This window comes from Desulfovibrionales bacterium (assembly GCA_028715605.1).
GTDB lineage: Bacteria > Desulfobacterota > QYQD01 > QYQD01 > QYQD01 > QYQD01.
In genome coordinates this window covers 14650-31379 of record JAQURM010000001.1, presented here as the reverse complement: position 1 = coordinate 31379, position 16730 = coordinate 14650, and the positions used below count along the sequence as shown (strand labels likewise).

Below are 16730 nucleotides of genomic sequence, written 5' to 3'. Positions count from 1 at the left end.
TAAACGGATTTTTTCCTCAATATGAAGCAGGTCTGAAGTCGTCCGGTTGCTCCTCGTAAATCTATTCCATTGACCCCAAGACATTTCCAGTTATAATATCCCATCTATAAATACCAGCGGGAAAGGGATATGGCAAAAAGCAGAGTTCGTTTTTTACCGGATAATAAAGAGGTATTTGTTGACGCGGGAGAAAATCTGTTAAAGGCAGCCATGATGGCGGGCGTGCACATCAATGCCTCTTGTGGCGGGGCCGGAGTCTGCGGACGGTGTAAGGTCAAGATAGAAAACGGTAATGTCACGGGTGAACAGGACGAAGCCGGGTACTGGCAGGCCTGTAAGACCTTTGTGCAGGGTGATGTAGGGGTAACCATACCTGTCGTTTCGCATCTCGATCGCGGTGCGTTGGCACGCAAGATCCCTTCGACAGGTATCTCTCTGGCCAGAGATGCCGGCCGTGAAGGGCTGCTCATCTCCAGACCTTTTTCCCCGGTAGCGCAAAAAAAGTTTCTGCAGCTATCCCCTCCTACATCCCGCGATAATATAAGTGATTTGTCCCGCCTTAAGCGTGGACTCAAGGTCGGTTTTGGTCTGCAGGAGATAGAAATCGATCCCTCGCTTATTATCAGATTGCCCCATGTATTAAGGGCGCAGGATTGGGCGGTCACGGCTACTCTGCGTTATGATCCGCCGCGGCCGGCGCTCATTATAGAGATAGAACCCGGAGATACCAGGGCCAAAGATTACGCGGTAGCCATAGACGTCGGCACTACCACCCTTTGCACTTATTTGGTGGACTCAAATAGTGGGGAGGTTGCCGCAGAGGTGTCAGATTACAACCCGCAGATCGGTTTTGGCGAAGATGTCATATCCCGGATTATCTTTTCGCAAAAAGGAGACGGCCTTAAGGTCCTTCAGGCCAGGGTGGTGGAAAAACTAAACGCTCTCATCCGGGAATTAGTGAACAAAGCAGGCGTGTCTAAAGAAAACATATACTACATTTCCGCCGCCGGTAACACGACCATGAGCCATCTATTACTGGGCCTGGATCCTAAATACCTGCGGGAAGCCCCCTATACACCAGTGGCCAGGACCTATCCCCGCCTCCGGGCCAGGGAAATCGGCCTGGATGTGCCTTCCTACGTTACCCTGGATATATTTCCTTCTATCGCCAGTTATGTAGGCGGGGATATTGTAGCCGGGGTGATCGCTTCCAGGATCTTTGAACGGTCGGAACTCACCCTGTATATTGATATCGGCACGAACGGGGAAATCGTCCTGGGAAACCGGGAATGGCTGGTATGCGCCTCCTGCTCCGCCGGCCCGGCCTTCGAAGGAGGCGGCATCAGGCACGGCCTACGGGCCATGCCCGGCGCTATCGAGGCCGTGCATGTGCATCCGGAAACCTGCGAGCCCATGATAGTCGCTATCGGTATGGCGAAGCCCAAAGGGATTTGTGGTACAGGATTAATCAGCCTGGTGTCCAGCCTTATGGAAGGATGTATAATTGACCAACAGGGCAAGTTTAACCGTGGCCTCTGTACAGGACGCATACGCGAGGGTCGGGATGGCTATGAATACGTGATCGTGTATGGTGAAAACACGGCTACCGGGGAAGATATAGTCCTTACCGAGGTGGATATAGAAAATCTCATCCGGGCCAAGGGGGCCATGTTTGCCGGTTATCTTACCCTCGCCGAGGCGGTAGGTCTGTCTATTTCAGACATAGAACGCGTTTTGATCGCCGGCGCCTTTGGCAGTTTTCTGGATATCGAACAGGCGATCACCATCGGCCTTCTCCCGGATCTGCCCAGGGATTGTTTCTATTTTGTAGGCAATGGCTCTCTTCTCGGGGTAAAGGCCGCTATTTGTTCTGTGGGCGTCATGGAAGAGCGTGAAAAAGTAGCCAATACGATGACCAACTTTGAACTAAGCGAAAATCCCCGCTTTATGGAGCATTATATATCATCCCTCTTTCTGCCCCATACCGATCGTCAGCTCTTTCCCTTGGTATGGAAACGAATAAATTGTTGGGGTGCGCAAAATGGATAACTTGCGGACTTTCGTCATAGCTATGGCGGGTAAGGGCGGCACGGGTAAAACCACCATATCTGCCCTTCTGATAAGGTATTTGTTGAATAAAAATCTGCTGCCTGTATTGGTGGTGGACGCCGACGCCAATGCCAATCTTAATGAACTGCTCGGCCTGAAAGTAGAACGCACTTTGGGACAGGTAAGAGATGAGATGAAGACGGCTGTTCCTATCGGTATGACGAAGGAGACCTATATCGAATACAAGATGCAAGAGGCTTTAATCGAGTCAAAAGGCTTTGATCTTCTGATCATGGGACAGCCTGAGGGACCCGGCTGTTATTGCGCGGCCAACAATCTCCTGGCCAAGTATCTTGAGATATTAACCAGGAATTACAGGATAGTTATAGTAGATAACGAGGCCGGTATGGAGCATCTAAGCCGCCTCAATCTGCGCGAGATTGACGTATTGATTTCTGTATCCGATCCGGGGCCGCGCGGCATAATGACGGCCAAACGCATTGCGGATCTCACTACGCACTTGGACGTGCACGTCGGCAAGAAGGTCCTCATCGTGAATCGCACCCCGGACGGATTGGATCCGGTGTTACGGGAGGAGATCAATAAATCCGGATTGGTTCTGGGCGGGACCATCAGGCAGGATACCCTTCTCGCCACCTACGAATTAAAGAAGCTGTCCTTCCTGGATCTGCCATCCGAATCGGCAGCGGTGCGGGATGCAGAGGCGATATTTGATGCGTTAATCAGCCTACAGCCTTGAGCTTTCAGCTTGTCGCTTTTTTACTCACATAGGACAACCATTGTTTATATTTTTTGCTCTTGCCGCGGATGGCGTCGAAAAAGACCGAGCGGATAGCCTGAGTTATTGATCCGGGAGAACCCTGGCCGATGACCCGGTTGTCCACCTCACGGATAGGCGTCATTTCAGCCGCAGTGCCGGAGAAAAATGACTCGTCGGCAATATAAAGCTCATCCCGGGAGAAACGTTCTTCCACCACCGGGATATTAAGGTCACGCGCGATAGTGAGCACACAACGCCGCGTAACGCCCGGCAATATGGAAGTAAGAGGCGGTGTCTTAAGTATGCCCCGTTTGACGATGAAGATATTTTCACCGCTGGCCTCGCAGACGTAGCCTTCCGGGTCTAAAAGAATAGCCTCATCGTAACCATCATGAACTGCCTCTCTCTTGGCCAGTACGGAATTGACATAATTGCCGACGGTCTTGGCCTTGGTCATCATGATATTGACGTGGTGACGCGTAAAAGAGGATATCTTGACCCGGATACCTTTGGCAAGGCCTTCTTCACCCAGATAGGCCCCCCAGGGCCAGGTAATGATGGCCACCCGTATGGGGTTGTTCTGCGGGTGGACGCCCATCACGCCATCCCCGATAAAAACAATGGGCCGGACATAAGACTCTTTCTGGCCGTTAACCTTCAGCGTATCTTTGATCGCCCGGGCAATTTCACTCTGCGAAAACGGCATGTTAAGCTGGAGAATATGCGCCGAGTCAAAGAGTCGTTCCACATGTTCATCAAGACAGAATACAGCCGATGAGCCATCGTGGCATTGGTAACAGCGGATACCCTCAAATACTCCCACACCATAGTGCAGGGTATGGGTAAGGATATGGACATTGGCCTCGTCCCAGTTGACAAATTTCCCGTCTAACCAGATCTTTCCCGCCTTCTGAACCATTGGTTGCTCCTTGTGAATCCGTTATGCGTTATCAGTTATTTGTTATTTGGCACATTGCTCATAGTTCGTGGTTCATAGCTCATAGGGTCCCCGATAAATCCCCTTTTCCGTGATAATGGCCGTAACGTAGGCGTTGGGTGTGACATCAAAGGCCACGTTAAGGGCAGAGACCCCTTCCGGGGCTATCCTCCGGCCGCCGCAATGGGTAACCTCATCCGGCGAACGTTCCTCTATGGGTATTTTATAACCTTCGGATAAAGCGCGGTCGATGGTTGACTCCGGGGCTGCCACATAAAAAGGGACGCCATTTTCCCTGGCCAGGACGGAGAGAGAATAGGTGCCGATTTTGTTAGCCACGTCACCGTTAGCAGCAATGCGATCCGCGCCCACAATAACCGCGTTAATCTTTCCCGTTTTCAGGAGATGACCTGCGGCGTTATCACTGATCAACGTCACGGGGATATCACATTTCTGTAATTCCCAGGCCGTAAGCCTGGCGCCCTGGAGAAAAGGGCGCGTCTCATCCGCAAAGACCGATACCTTCTTTCCGGCTTCATGGGCGGCCCGGATCACTCCTAAAGCCGTCCCATAGCCGCCTGTGGCCAGTGCGCCGGCATTGCAATGCGTAAGGACCACATCCCCATCTGCCAGTAACTTTTGCCCGAATGCCCCCATGCGCCGGTTGGCGGCCACGTCCCCGGCCAATATGGCTTCTGCCTCCTTTTGGAGCGGCCCGGCCAGTTCGTCCGGGCCGGCAGAAGACGACTGTTTAACCACGCCGTTCATGCGTTCGATGGCCCAAAAGAGATTGACGGCGGTAGGCCTGGCAGCGGCCATTTCCCGGCACATGATGGCCCATTTTTGGCCGAAATCCTTACGTCCTTTCCCCCTCAATTTCCCGGCGCCTAAAGCCAGCCCCATGGCGGCGGCAATACCTATAGCCGGGGCCCCACGGATAACCATCTTCTTAATGGCCGCTATGACCTGCCTGTAATCCCGGCAGACTACATAGGCTTCTCTCCGGGGAAGTTTGCGCTGATCGATCATCACCACCCGGCCGTCTTCCCAGGCTATGGTCTTAATCTCCGCCGGCATATCCCCTCTTTTATTTGCGCAGCATCCCGGTTAGCAGCTCATTTACCAACCCGGGATTGGCCTTGCCCTTGGTCTTTTTCATTACCTCCCCGACGAAAAATCCGAGGAGCCTTACCTTGCCTTTTTTATAATCCTCTACCGCTTCCGGATGAGCCGCCAGTACGGTTTCAACCACCTTCTCAATCTCGGCCGCATCTGTAACCTGGACCAGGCCCTTTTCTTTGACAATAACCTCTGGATTCCTACCCGTTGCATACATCTCTTCAAAGACCGTCTTTGCAATCTTGCCGCTGATGACGCCGTTATCCATCATCTTTAGCATTCCGGCCAGATGTCCGGGCGGCACCGGACATTCTTCTATCTCCCGTTCGTCACGTTTTAACTCTCGCAGCAACTCAGACATCACCCAGTTGCTTATGGCCTTTGGTTTTTGGTAGAGGCGCACGCAGTCTTCAAAATAGTCGGCCAGGGATTTGGATACCGTGAGAACTGCGGCGTCATACTCCGGCAGCCCATATTTTTCCACGAAGCGGCGCTGTTTGGCGTCGGGGAGCTCCGGCAGGCCTGCACGCACTTCTTCGATCCACTTTTCGTCGATGACCAGAGGCACCAGATCCGGGTCCGGAAAGTAGCGGTAATCATGGGCCTCTTCTTTGCCGCGCATAGAAACGGTAATACCTTTTGTTGTATCCCAGAGACGTGTTTCCTGTATCACTGTCTTCCCGTCCAGGAGCAAGGCGGTCTGGCGGCGAATCTCGTATTCCAGCGCCTTTTGTACATGCCGGAACGAATTCATATTCTTAATCTCCGTCCTGGTGCCGAAGGTCTCCGTGCCTTCCGGTCGCATAGACACATTGGCATCACAGCGGAAACTGCCCTCTTCCATATTGCCGTCACATATACCTAGATAACGCAGGATGTTGCGTAAGATTTTCAGGTATTCGACCGCCTCCTCCGGGGTGCGAATATCCGGCTCGCTGACAATTTCAATAAGCGGCACGCCAGTCCGGTTAAAGTCCACGTAACTTATTGGCGCGGTAGCGTCATGGATCAGCTTGCCGGCGTCCTCTTCCATGTGGATACGGGTGATGCCGATGCGTTTGGTGTGGCCGTTCAGGCCAATATCTGTATAGCCATGTTCGGCAATGGGCAACTCATACTGTGAGATCTGGTACCCCTTGGGGAGATCCGGATAAAAATAATTCTTGCGGGCAAACCGGCTGAAGGGCGACACGCGGCAGTGGGTGGCCAGGGCCATTTTCATGGCGTAGTCAACTACTTTTTTATTCAGAACCGGCAAAACCCCGGGCATCCCCAGGCACACCGGGCAGGTGTGGGTATTGGGCGGGGCCCCGAACGCCGTGGAGCAATTACAAAAAATCTTGCTATCGGTCAGGAGTTGGGCATGCACCTCCAGGCCCATGACCGATTCAAATCCAACCATATTTTATCTGTCTTTCCCGCTTTTTGGGTACAAAACTAACATGAAGGCGGCAAATCTTCAATTAAAAAGTAAGGGCCGACTATCAGCGCTCAGGCTCAAAGCTGACGCTAACGTTGAAGATCTCGTAAAAATTCCAAAATATCACGCAAAGCCGCCAAGGACGCAAAGTTTTTTCTTTGATAACAATATGTTGTCTTCGCGGTCTTTGCGCTTTTGCGTGAGAAATTGACTTTTTACAAAGCCGTCAACCGCTGATTTACGAAAAATTTTCATTATGCCGAAAATAAAAATCAGATGTTGATAACATTTTGGTTATAAGGGAGCGCTGAGATGCCGGAGCTACGCAAGGACATAGTAACCCGTGAATGGGTTATCATATCCAAGGAACGGGCCAAGAGGCCACATGACTTTGCTCATACCAAGAAGGCCCTGGAAGAACTACCGGAACACGATAAGAGCTGCCCGTTTTGCACTGCAAATGAAGACAAGACACCCCCGGAGGTCCTGGCGTATCGTCCTGTCAATTCTGGACCGAACTCCCCTGGCTGGCTGCTCAGAGTGACACCCAATAAATACCAGGCATTGATCAGCGAAGGAGACTTAAACAGAGAGAACTATCATATTTATGATCATATGAACGGGGTGGGGGCCCATGAAGTAGTCATAGAATGTCCGGAGCATAATCTATCCCTGGCCACAATGGATGACAAACAGGTCGAGCGCATAGTGTGGTCTTATATTGACCGTTATAATGCGCTACGCGAAGATACCCGCCTTAAGTACTTTCTCGTCTTCAGGAATCACGGGGTGACAGCGGGCTGTTCATTGGCGCATCCCCATTCACAGATAGTGGCGACCCCAATAATCCCGCAAAAGGTGTGGGGTAAAGTCCGTGGCGTGACACAATACCGGGAGTACAGAGATAAATGCGTCTATTGCGATATCATCGCCACGGAAACGAATTTGCAGGAGCGCGTGATCTGCGAAAACGGAAGTTTTACAGCTATTGCCCCTTTTGCCTCCCGCTCTCCCTTTGAAACCTGGATTCTTCCCAAAAACCATCGTTCCTGTTTTGCCAGGATGAGCCGTTTCGAGGTAGAACAATTTTCTGCGATATTAAAAGATGTTCTGGGTCGCCTTCACCGCTGCCTCAATAATCCACCTTACAACTACATGATTATTACCTCGCCGAATGATACAGACACACTGGATACTTTTCACTGGTACTTGGAGATAACGCCGCGGCTCACCACCCCGGCCGGATTTGAGATAGGCACGAGTATTTACATCAATATTGTTCCCCCTGAGGACGCCGCACAGTACCTGCGCGAGGCCTAGCTCCCCTGATCCACCATCAAGGCATCATCTGCAGCGTTGCCTTCGATCGCTCCTCCTTGCGGCGTATTGCTCCATACGCCTCAGTAGGCGCTCCTCGGCGCCTTGCATCTAATATCTTGCTGGTGATCAGGAATACTCCATAACCTGCTGATTTTAATCTCGATATCCAAATTAGACGGTGGATTTGAGGCTCCAAAACGCAATAATTACATATTTTGGAGGGGGCAAGTGGGGGTCGAACCCACCCCTCATTTCTTAGATGAGGCCAACGGGTTTGCAGCCCGTGGGGCGCCCGGCGCCATTGCCCCCGAAACCCGGCCAGCTTTTTGTCACAACTGTAATAGATATAATCTATATGTCAAATTGATAACCCCTATGGGTAATCCCGTATGCTATCCCTTTAGCCTATATCTGAATTAGTAGCCGTTCACCGAAAAAGACGTTTTCGTGCTTTTTACGGACAACGTTGGACGAATAAATGATATCACCCAATTAATCCCCTTTCCCCTGGTGGGAGAGGGTTAGTGTGAGGGGGTTTCATGCATCAGGGCTGCACAGACCGATTTTCTCTTGACACAACATAAAAACGTGTTAAATTTCAACGCTCTTCGTATAAGTATGAGGCATATTTTACCTTTTGCGAGGTAACTGGAGGTCTGCTAATGTACGCAGTAATAAAAACGGGCGGTAAGCAATACAAGGTCAGTTCCGGCGATACCGTGCGTGTAGAAAAGTTGGCCGGGAATGTAGGAGATGCAGTGACCCTTTCGGACGTGCTTCTCGTCGCTAAAGAAGGTGATATAAAGATCGGACAGCCAACCGTAGCCGGGGCACAGGTCACGGGCAAGATCGTCGATCAGGCCAGGGCCGACAAGATAATGGTTTTTAAGAAGAAGCGCCGCAAGGGTTACAGCAAAAAACAAGGGCATCGTCAGCCTTATACGGCCCTGAAGATCGAAGATATTCAATTTTAATCAGGAGTAGAGACAATGGCACACAAAAAGGCAGGGGGAAGCTCCAGGAATGGACGTGATAGCGCCGGTCAGAGGCGCGGTGTAAAAAGGTTTGCCGGTCAGGTCGTGAAGGCAGGCAACATTATTGTCCGCCAGTTGGGCACCAGGATCCATCCGGGACAAAATGTAGGCACAGGCAAGGACTATACACTTTTTGCCCTGATCGATGGTCTGGTGACCTTTGAACGGCTGGGCAAGACTAAAAAAAAGGTCAGCGTCTATCCATTGCCAGAAACCACCCATTAAATGAAATTTGTCGATGAGGCTAGAATCTTCATCAAAGCAGGGGATGGAGGCCGCGGTTGCGTAAGTTTTCGGCGTGAGAAGTATGTCCCTAGAGGCGGTCCAAACGGCGGTGACGGCGGCAAGGGCGGCGACGTCGTCTTTATAGCCACAAACAGGCTGCACAGCCTTCTTGATTTTAAATTCCAGCAACATTTCAAGGCAGAAAAAGGGGAACATGGCAAAGGCAGTAATAAGCACGGGAAAAACGGTGCGGATTGCCTGGCTTATGTCCCCGTGGGGACAATCCTCAGAGAACTGCAAACGGGAGAGATTCTTGCCGATCTGACAGCAGACGGCGAACGGTTTATTGTTGCCCGTGGCGGTATCGGGGGTTTAGGAAATGCCCGTTTTGCCTCGCCGACCCGGCAAGCCCCCAGATATGCACAGCCCGGTCAGCCTGGCGAAGAAAAGCAAATTATCCTCGACCTCAAGCTCCTGGCCGATGTAGGGCTTATTGGTGCGCCGAACGCCGGTAAATCCACCCTTCTATCCAAACTAACCTCAGCTAAACCCAAGATAGCGGATTATCCATTTACTACTCTTATACCGAATCTGGGTGTGGTCGAACCCGAAGACTATCATCCGTTTGTGGTCGCCGACATCCCCGGTTTAATCGAGGGGGCCCATGCCGGGTTGGGGCTTGGTATGCGCTTCTTACGCCACATAGAACGCACCAGGCTGTTGGTGCATGTTATCGACGCCTCTCTTGGTCCGGAGGAGACCATTAAAAACTGGCAGAAGATAAACACCGAGTTAAGCGCGTATGGGCCCGCCCTGGCCGAAAAAACACAGGTGGTAACCTTAAATAAGATTGACCTTATAATGGAAGATGATAAACTTGAGGCCGTCAAGGCGGCCTTTCTGGAGAAGGGATGCCCTGTTTATTTTATCTCTGCTGCAACCGGTAAGGGAGTAGAAGAATTGAAAGAGGCGCTGGCAAGAAGACTACAGCAAGACGAATATGAAAGAAAAGACTGATACGGATATTCGCCAGATCAGGCTTGCTATTTTAAAGGGGGCCCGGCGTATAGTAGTTAAGGCAGGCAGCGCTGTCCTCACCGCTGAAGAGGGATTGAACCGGGAGATTATCGAAAATCTTAGCGCGGAACTTTCCCGTTTTAAACGGGAACAATTCGACATTGTCCTGGTCTCTTCCGGGGCTATCGCCTCCGGCCTGAAAAAGATCGGCCTTTTCCTGCCGCCCCGATCAATACCTGAGAAGCAGGCTATAGCGGCAGTCGGCCAGAGTAGTCTGATCCTGGCCTATGAAGAGGCCTTTGAGCGCTATGGAGAAAAGGTGGCGCAGATTCTGTTGACACGAGAGGATTTATCCGGCCGGAGAAGGTACTTGAACGCCAGAAATACTATATTTACTTTGCTGAACTGGGGTATAATTCCTATTATAAATGAGAATGACACGGTGGCTGTGGAGGAGATAAAATTTGGTGATAACGATATGCTGGCTGCCCTGATCGCCAGTTTAGTAGAGGCAGACCTTTTGATCTGCCTTACAGATATAGACGCCCTGTATGACTCAGACCCACGCATTAATCCCGGCGCCCGAAGGTTGTCTCTGGTAGAAAATATTACCGGACAGATTGAAAAAATGGCCAGCGGTATCCCCGGGTCTATGGGACGCGGGGGAATGCTCAGCAAGGTTAAGGCCGCAAAGATGGTATCGTCCCAGGGTATTCCAACTATTATCGCCAATGGCAAGGTCCCCTACATTCTGGAAAAGATATTCGCCGGTGAGGACTATGGCACCCTCTTCCAACCGCACGGGCAGAGGATGACCAGCCGCAAGTACTGGATAGCCTTTACCCTTAACCCCAAGGGGATTCTAGTAGTCGATGACGGGGCCAAAAAGGCTATCACGGTAAACGGCAAGAGTCTGCTGCCATCGGGAATTACAGAGATTAAGGGTAATTTTGACGTGGGGGCCCCGATCCACTGTGTGGATCAAACCGGAACGGCCTTTGCGGCCGGCCTGGTAAATTATGCCTCTGCGGAGATTGAGAAGATTAAAGGGCATAAGACCCAGGAAATTGCCGCTATCTTAGGGCACAAGGACTACGATGAGGTTATACACCGGGATAACCTGGTTATTTTGCCGCAGAGCTGATATAGATCAGCTGTCAGCACTCAGCTATCAGTATGAAGCCGGTTTACTGTTGACCGTTCACCGAAAAAATGTCGGACAACGGTTAACGGATAACAAACATGCTTATAGCTCATGGCTTATAGAAAGGAGAGGTTACCTTGGATATCAGAAAACTGATGCTGGATATGGCCAAGGCGGCCAGAGATGCCGGCCGGGTGGTGGCCAAGCTGCCCACAGATACCAAAAATAATATCCTTCTCTCTATGGCTGAGGAGTTAGCAAAACAAACCAAAGAGATACAAAAAGCCAACGAAAAGGACTTCCGGGCGGCAAAGAAAAAAGGGCTTTCCGCCGCCTTTATCGACCGGCTGACCTTAACAAACAAGGTCATAAAGGCCATGGCCGAAGGCCTGGCGGAAGTGGCCGCCTTGCCGGACCCGGTCGGGGAGGTGCTCAGGATGTGGAGGCGCCCCAACGGACTTCAGGTGGGGCGGATGCGCATACCCCTGGGCGTAATCGGTATGATCTATGAATCCAGACCGAACGTTACTGTGGATGCGGCGGCGCTTTGCCTGAAGGCAGGAAATGCCATCCTGCTGCGGGGCGGTTCGGAGGCTATTTATTCCAATCTGGTCCTGGCCGGGGTGTTACAGAAGTCGCTGGGGAATTTTAAAGTCCCCGGGGAGGCCATTCAGGTAATACCGGTCACCGACCGGGAAGCCGTAAAAGAGATGCTGCTGCTGGAACAACATATTGATCTGATAATTCCACGCGGCGGTGAAAGTCTTATTCGGTTTGTGGCTGAAAATTCCCGCATCCCGGTGCTTAAACACTACAAGGGCGTCTGTCACATATTTGTGGATGAGAGTGCGGACATCGAAATAGCCAGACGAGTATGCTACAATGCCAAGGTGCAGAGGCCCGGGGTTTGTAACGCCATGGAGACCATGCTGGTCCATGAAAAAATAGCCCGGGACTTTCTCCCGGCCATGGCCGGGGACTTTGCCAGGGCCGGGGTTGAGCTGCGCGGCTGTCCAAAGACCCGCAAGATATTGCCCCAGGCCGTCCCTGCTACGGAAGAGGATTGGCCGGCCGAGTACCTGGATTTGATACTGGCCGTCCGGGTAGTAAAGGGCATGGATGAGGCCATACGGCACATCGCCTGTTACGGCTCCAATCATACCGAGGCCATAATAACCTCGGACTATGGCCGGGCCAGGAAGTTTTTAAACGATGTAGATTCTTCCGTAGTTCTGGTCAACGCCTCGACCCGCTTTAACGACGGCGGACAGTTGGGTCTCGGGGCGGAAATAGGCATCAGCACCTCTAAACTGCATGCCTTTGGGCCGATGGGCCTGGAAGAGTTGACCGGCACAAAATTCATTGTCTTTGGAGATGGCCAGGTTCGGACCTAGATGCGGATCGGGATATTCGGAGGGGCCTTTGACCCCATTCATTATGGCCACCTGCGGGTGGCAGAAGAGGTCTATGAATCTCTGGCCTTAGAGAGGGTTTTTTTCCTTCCTACTGCCACACCTCCGCATAAGACCGCCGGGAGGATAACCTCGTTTGCCCACCGGATCAAGATGGTTCAATTGGCCATAGATGGCGTTGGCCATTTTGTGGTCTCGGATATCGAAAAGGAGATACCGGGTCATTCCTATTCGATAGAGACCTTACGCCGTCTTCATGCCGCATTTGAGCCAGGTACAGGATTTTACTTTATCATCGGCCTGGACGCCTTTGTTGAACTGCCCACGTGGAAGGAATACAGGCAACTCCCATCCTATGCTAATTTTGTAGTGGTGGACAGGCCGGGTTACAGCAAGGCAGAACTAGAAGCGGTTCTGGATCAGTGTTTCCCCGGTTATACTTATGATGATAACAGGAAAGAATATCTCCTCACCGGACAATATTCTGTCTTTTATAGGAAAACAACACTCTTTGGCATCTCATCTACGGCTGTCCGCCGGGCAGTTGCAGAAGGACACTCCATTCGTTTCCTGGCGCCCCCGGCAGTAGAAAAATACATTTATCAGGAAAGGCTTTATGCTAAGTAAGAAGCAAAAGAAACTCCCTATGGCCTCAAAAGAAAAGGCCCTGATCTGTGCCCGGGCGGCCCTGGACAAGAAGGCGGAGGATTTACAGATTCTGGACGTCCGCATCGTATCCTCTTTTTCCGATTATTTTATAATCTGCAGCGGCCATTCCACGCGTCATGTCCAGGGCATTGTGCAGGCCATTGAAGAATCTCTCCGTCCTCAGAAGATTTATCCCAAGGGCATTGAAGGCCTGGGGCCGGGCCAGTGGGTGCTCATGGACTATAATGACGTGGTCATACATGTGTTTTATGGACCCATCAGGGAGTTTTATGACCTGGAAAGCCTCTGGAGTGAGGCCAAAATCGTAGAAGTAGGGGAGGCGAAGTGAGGCCGCGGCCGGTCTTGCTGATAATTCTGGACGGGTGGGGCTACAGCCCACATACAGAAGGCAACGCCATCTATCTGGCCAGGACTCCAAACATGGATGACTGGTCAAGGAGGCACCCCCTTACATTCCTTAAGGCTTCCGGCGAGGCCGTGGGATTGCCGGAAGGCCAGATGGGAAACTCGGAGGTAGGACACCTGAATATCGGCGCAGGCCGCATCGTTTATCAGGATCTGACACGCATCAACCGGGCCATAACGTCCAATGATTTCTTTAAGGTTGAGCCTTTTATTACCCTCATGGATAAAGTGGGCAAAAATGCCGGGGCCTTGCATCTGTTGGGCCTGGTCTCTGACGGGGGTGTGCACAGCGATCTGCCGCATCTTTTTGCCCTGATAGAAATGGCCAAAAGACACGGAGTGAAGGACGTCTATCTACATGCCTTCATGGATGGCCGCGATACCCCGCCCCAGAGCGGTAAGGACTACATAGTCCGGGTAACAGGCTTTCTTTCCCGCACAGGAGTAGGTAAGATAGCCACCATCTGCGGCCGGTACTATGCCATGGACCGGGACAATCGCTGGGAGCGGGTGGAGACGGCCTATCGGGCCCTGGTCAGGGGCGAAGGCGCCATAGCCCATGATCCCGTACAGGCGGTATCGGAGGCGTATGAGCGGGGCGAGACAGATGAGTTTATCCGTCCTATTGTGATAGCCGATGGTGGGAAGCCCCTCCCACGCATCAGCGAGGGAGACGGGGTGATATTTTTCAACTTCCGGGCCGACCGGGCCAGGGAAATCACCCGCGCCTTCACCCAGAAGGCATTTTCGGCCTTTGATGTGCAAGCCAGGCCCAAACTGGCCGGCTATGTGACCATGACCGAATATGACGCCCATTTTCAACTTCCCGTGGCCTTCCCGCCACAACACCTGTTCCACATTCTCGGCGAAGAAATAAGCCGGCATGGCCTTAAACAGCTTCGCATAGCCGAGACGGAAAAATATGCCCATGTCACCTACTTTTTTAACGGCGGGGAGGAGACTCCGTTTAAGAACGAAGACCGGTGCCTTGTTCCCTCTCCCAAAGACGTGCCTACATACGATTTTAAACCGGAGATGAGCGCTCATCAGGTAACAGAAGAGGTCATAAGGCGTATCAAGACCGGAGACTACGATTTAATCGTACTCAATTATGCCAACCCGGACATGGTAGGACATACCGGCATACTGAAGGCCGCCATCCGGGCCTGTGAAGCGGTTGATCTCTGCCTCGGAAAAGTAGTCAACACATTTTTGGAGGAAAGCGGCGGGGCGGTGATTATCACGGCGGATCATGGCAATGCCGAAGAGATGATCGATCCTGGAGACGGAAGCCCGCATACCGCCCACACCGCCAATCTGGTGCCGTTCATACTTATCGACGGGCAGAAGACAGGGCAACCCCTTCGCCGGGGTATCCTGGCCGATATTGCACCGACTATTCTCAGCATTCAGGGGCTGCCTGTTCCTGAGGAAATGACCGGGACGCCATTGTTCGTCGAATGACAGGAGTGGGAAGACAGGATACAGGAGACAGAAGTCAGAATTTAGTGGTGAGTGATAAGTAGGACAGGCGTCTCGCCTGTCAGCCCCGTAGCCCCCAAGACGAAGCACCTGTCAAAAAAATCGCCCGGGAGCAGGTCCATATCTTGCGCATTATTACCATACTCACAGTCGTAGTATTGATCTTGGAATCGCTTATGTGGCCGGCCGCAGCCAACGCCGGGGTTTTTAATGCAGCCGGCTTCTCTCCTGACGAAGAGAGGGCCTTGGGGAAAAAATTTCTGCTGATGGTAGAAGCGCAGCTGCCGTTAATCTCCGACCCGGACGTGGTATCTTACGTAGAAAGAGTGGGACGAAAGATATTGGCGCAGGCCGGGCCGCAGTTCTTTGATTATAAGTTTTATGTCATCCGCGATGAGGCCTTAAATGCCTTTGCCGCGCCTTCGGGCCTGGTCTTTGTCCACAGCGGTATGCTGGAGGCCATGGATAACGAGAGTGAGTTGGCCGGTATCCTGGCCCATGAAGTCGCCCACGTAGTAGCCCGGCACATCGCCCGCCGGATAGAGCGCACGCAGAAATTAAGCCTTATCACCATGGTCGGAGTCCTGGCTGGAGTCTTTTTAGGGGGCGGCGGCAAGGGGGCCGAGGCCGTGGCCAGCGGTGCATTGGCTGCGACTAGCGCCCTTTCCCTGAAATACAGCCGCGAAGATGAGGAAGAGGCAGACCGCATGGGCTTCAAGTGGGTTCAGAGTGCGGGTTACGACGTGCGGGGTATGATAAGCACCTTTAAAAAGATCCGGCGTTATCGCTTTCTGGGTTCCCCCACCATTCCATCTTACATGACCACCCATCCGGCCCTGGAAGAACGCATCGGTTATCTGGAAGACCTTATTTTGACCCGACCGACTCCTGTGGTAAAAGGAGATACGGCAGAACTCCGCCGCTGTCAGGTGTACCTCTCCCTGGCTATGCAAAGCCCGGCCCGGCTTCGGGAAAAATGGGAGGCTGAACTCAAGAAAAGTCCTGAAGATTCCTATTGCTACTACGGCATAGCCCTTACTTACCAGGCTGAAAAGCAATACGGACAGGCCAACAGCTACCTCGACCGGGCCGCTTCTCTGGGAGTCTCCGGATCTGTCCTGCAAGGCGAAAGAGGCATCAACGCCTTTGCTGAGGGCAGGCTATCGGAGGCTCTGGTCCTCCTTAAACAATCCGTGGAAGATGATCCGGCCAGGGCCCGATTCCGGCTATATCTGGCCAGGACATATAAAGAGCTGGGGCAGGTCGAAGAGGCCGTGCGCAGCCTGGAAAGGATCGTGCAGGACTTCCCGGATTATGCGGAGTCTTATTATCATCTCGGCCTCATCTATGGAGGGCGAAAGGAAAACGGCCCGGCCCAGTATAATCTGGGGATGTACTACAAATTGACAGGCGAACACCAGAGCGCCGTAACCCACCTGAAACAGGCCCTGCAGGACAAGACCCTATCTCCAGGAAATAGAAAAGAGATCCAGGGAATCCTGGAGGACATGAAGGACGTGCCTCAATAACTAAAGCCAGGATTTTTCCCGGCATACAGTGCTCCAAACGTCTCTACCGAAACCCCACAAAAAAGGTCCTGCGCTTACTTGTAATATCTCGCAGTATCTCGAATTTCTTGCTTCACCTCCAGCTGAAAAACATTTCTTCATCCTTCAGGTATCAGGTCAACCCAAGAACAAGGGCCCCTCTGGGACC

Annotated in this window: 15 protein-coding genes and 1 tRNA gene; 12 read left to right on the top strand and 4 right to left on the bottom strand. The window is 52.2% G+C overall.

Going from position 1 to position 16730, the window contains the following annotated elements; all coding sequences use genetic code 11:
- The first annotated feature begins 129 nt into the window (after positions 1–129).
- Entirely contained in the window at positions 130–2049 is a 1920-nt protein-coding gene (locus PHT49_00140; GenBank protein ID MDD5450301.1) for an ASKHA domain-containing protein, read from the top strand.
- On the top strand, positions 2042–2809 hold the full coding sequence (locus PHT49_00135; GenBank protein ID MDD5450300.1) for an AAA family ATPase: 768 nt from the start codon (positions 2042–2044) through the stop codon (positions 2807–2809). The genes PHT49_00140 and PHT49_00135 overlap by 8 nt, the downstream gene beginning before the upstream one ends.
- A 4-nt stretch (positions 2810–2813) precedes the next feature.
- Here the strand turns inward: PHT49_00135 and PHT49_00130 are convergent, their stop codons facing one another.
- The 3 genes from PHT49_00130 to gatB all read right to left on the bottom strand — a co-directional run bounded on the left by PHT49_00130 (position 2814) and on the right by gatB (position 6288).
- Complete coding sequence (locus PHT49_00130) at positions 2814–3749, bottom strand: branched-chain amino acid transaminase (GenBank protein ID MDD5450299.1); 936 nt, start codon at positions 3747–3749, stop codon at positions 2814–2816.
- A 72-nt stretch (positions 3750–3821) separates the two neighbouring features.
- On the bottom strand, positions 3822–4844 hold the full coding sequence (mtnA, locus tag PHT49_00125; protein MDD5450298.1) for an S-methyl-5-thioribose-1-phosphate isomerase: 1023 nt from the start codon (positions 4842–4844) through the stop codon (positions 3822–3824).
- A gap of 10 nt (positions 4845–4854) precedes the next feature.
- Entirely contained in the window at positions 4855–6288 is a 1434-nt protein-coding gene (gene gatB, locus PHT49_00120; GenBank protein ID MDD5450297.1) for an Asp-tRNA(Asn)/Glu-tRNA(Gln) amidotransferase subunit GatB, read from the bottom strand.
- Positions 6289–6618: 330 nt separating this feature from the next.
- Between gatB and galT the strand changes: the two genes are divergently transcribed.
- Positions 6619–7626, top strand: coding sequence for a galactose-1-phosphate uridylyltransferase (gene galT / locus PHT49_00115; protein MDD5450296.1), 1008 nt, complete (start codon positions 6619–6621; stop codon positions 7624–7626).
- Between the two features lie 220 nt (positions 7627–7846).
- Here the strand turns inward: galT and PHT49_00110 are convergent.
- A tRNA-Cys gene (locus PHT49_00110) sits at positions 7847–7934 on the bottom strand.
- 354 nt (positions 7935–8288) lie between these two features.
- On the opposite strand from PHT49_00110, the gene rplU reads away from it, so the two are divergent.
- The 9 genes from rplU (at position 8289) to PHT49_00065 (ending at position 16543) form a co-directional block, all read left to right on the top strand.
- Complete coding sequence (rplU, locus tag PHT49_00105; protein ID MDD5450295.1) at positions 8289–8600, top strand: 50S ribosomal protein L21; 312 nt, start codon at positions 8289–8291, stop codon at positions 8598–8600.
- Between the two features lie 15 nt (positions 8601–8615).
- Positions 8616–8885 (top strand): 50S ribosomal protein L27, encoded by a 270-nt coding sequence (gene rpmA / locus PHT49_00100; protein ID MDD5450294.1) that lies wholly within the window; start codon positions 8616–8618, stop codon positions 8883–8885.
- Entirely contained in the window at positions 8886–9902 is a 1017-nt protein-coding gene (gene obgE / locus PHT49_00095; protein ID MDD5450293.1) for a GTPase ObgE, read from the top strand.
- On the top strand, positions 9886–11046 hold the full coding sequence (proB, locus tag PHT49_00090) for a glutamate 5-kinase (protein ID MDD5450292.1): 1161 nt from the start codon (positions 9886–9888) through the stop codon (positions 11044–11046). The genes obgE and proB overlap by 17 nt, the downstream gene beginning before the upstream one ends.
- A gap of 137 nt (positions 11047–11183) precedes the next feature.
- Positions 11184–12440 (top strand): glutamate-5-semialdehyde dehydrogenase, encoded by a 1257-nt coding sequence (locus tag PHT49_00085; protein MDD5450291.1) that lies wholly within the window; start codon positions 11184–11186, stop codon positions 12438–12440.
- Positions 12441–13085 (top strand): nicotinate-nucleotide adenylyltransferase, encoded by a 645-nt coding sequence (gene nadD / locus PHT49_00080; GenBank protein MDD5450290.1) that lies wholly within the window; start codon positions 12441–12443, stop codon positions 13083–13085.
- On the top strand, positions 13075–13455 hold the full coding sequence (rsfS, locus tag PHT49_00075; GenBank protein ID MDD5450289.1) for a ribosome silencing factor: 381 nt from the start codon (positions 13075–13077) through the stop codon (positions 13453–13455). The genes nadD and rsfS overlap by 11 nt, the downstream gene beginning before the upstream one ends.
- Complete coding sequence (gene gpmI / locus PHT49_00070; GenBank protein MDD5450288.1) at positions 13452–14996, top strand: 2,3-bisphosphoglycerate-independent phosphoglycerate mutase; 1545 nt, start codon at positions 13452–13454, stop codon at positions 14994–14996. Before rsfS ends, gpmI begins: the two co-directional genes overlap by 4 nt.
- A 143-nt stretch (positions 14997–15139) precedes the next feature.
- A complete protein-coding gene (locus tag PHT49_00065) occupies positions 15140–16543 on the top strand; it encodes a M48 family metalloprotease (GenBank protein ID MDD5450287.1) in 1404 nt (467 codons plus the stop codon).
- The last annotated feature ends 187 nt before the right edge of the window (positions 16544–16730 follow it).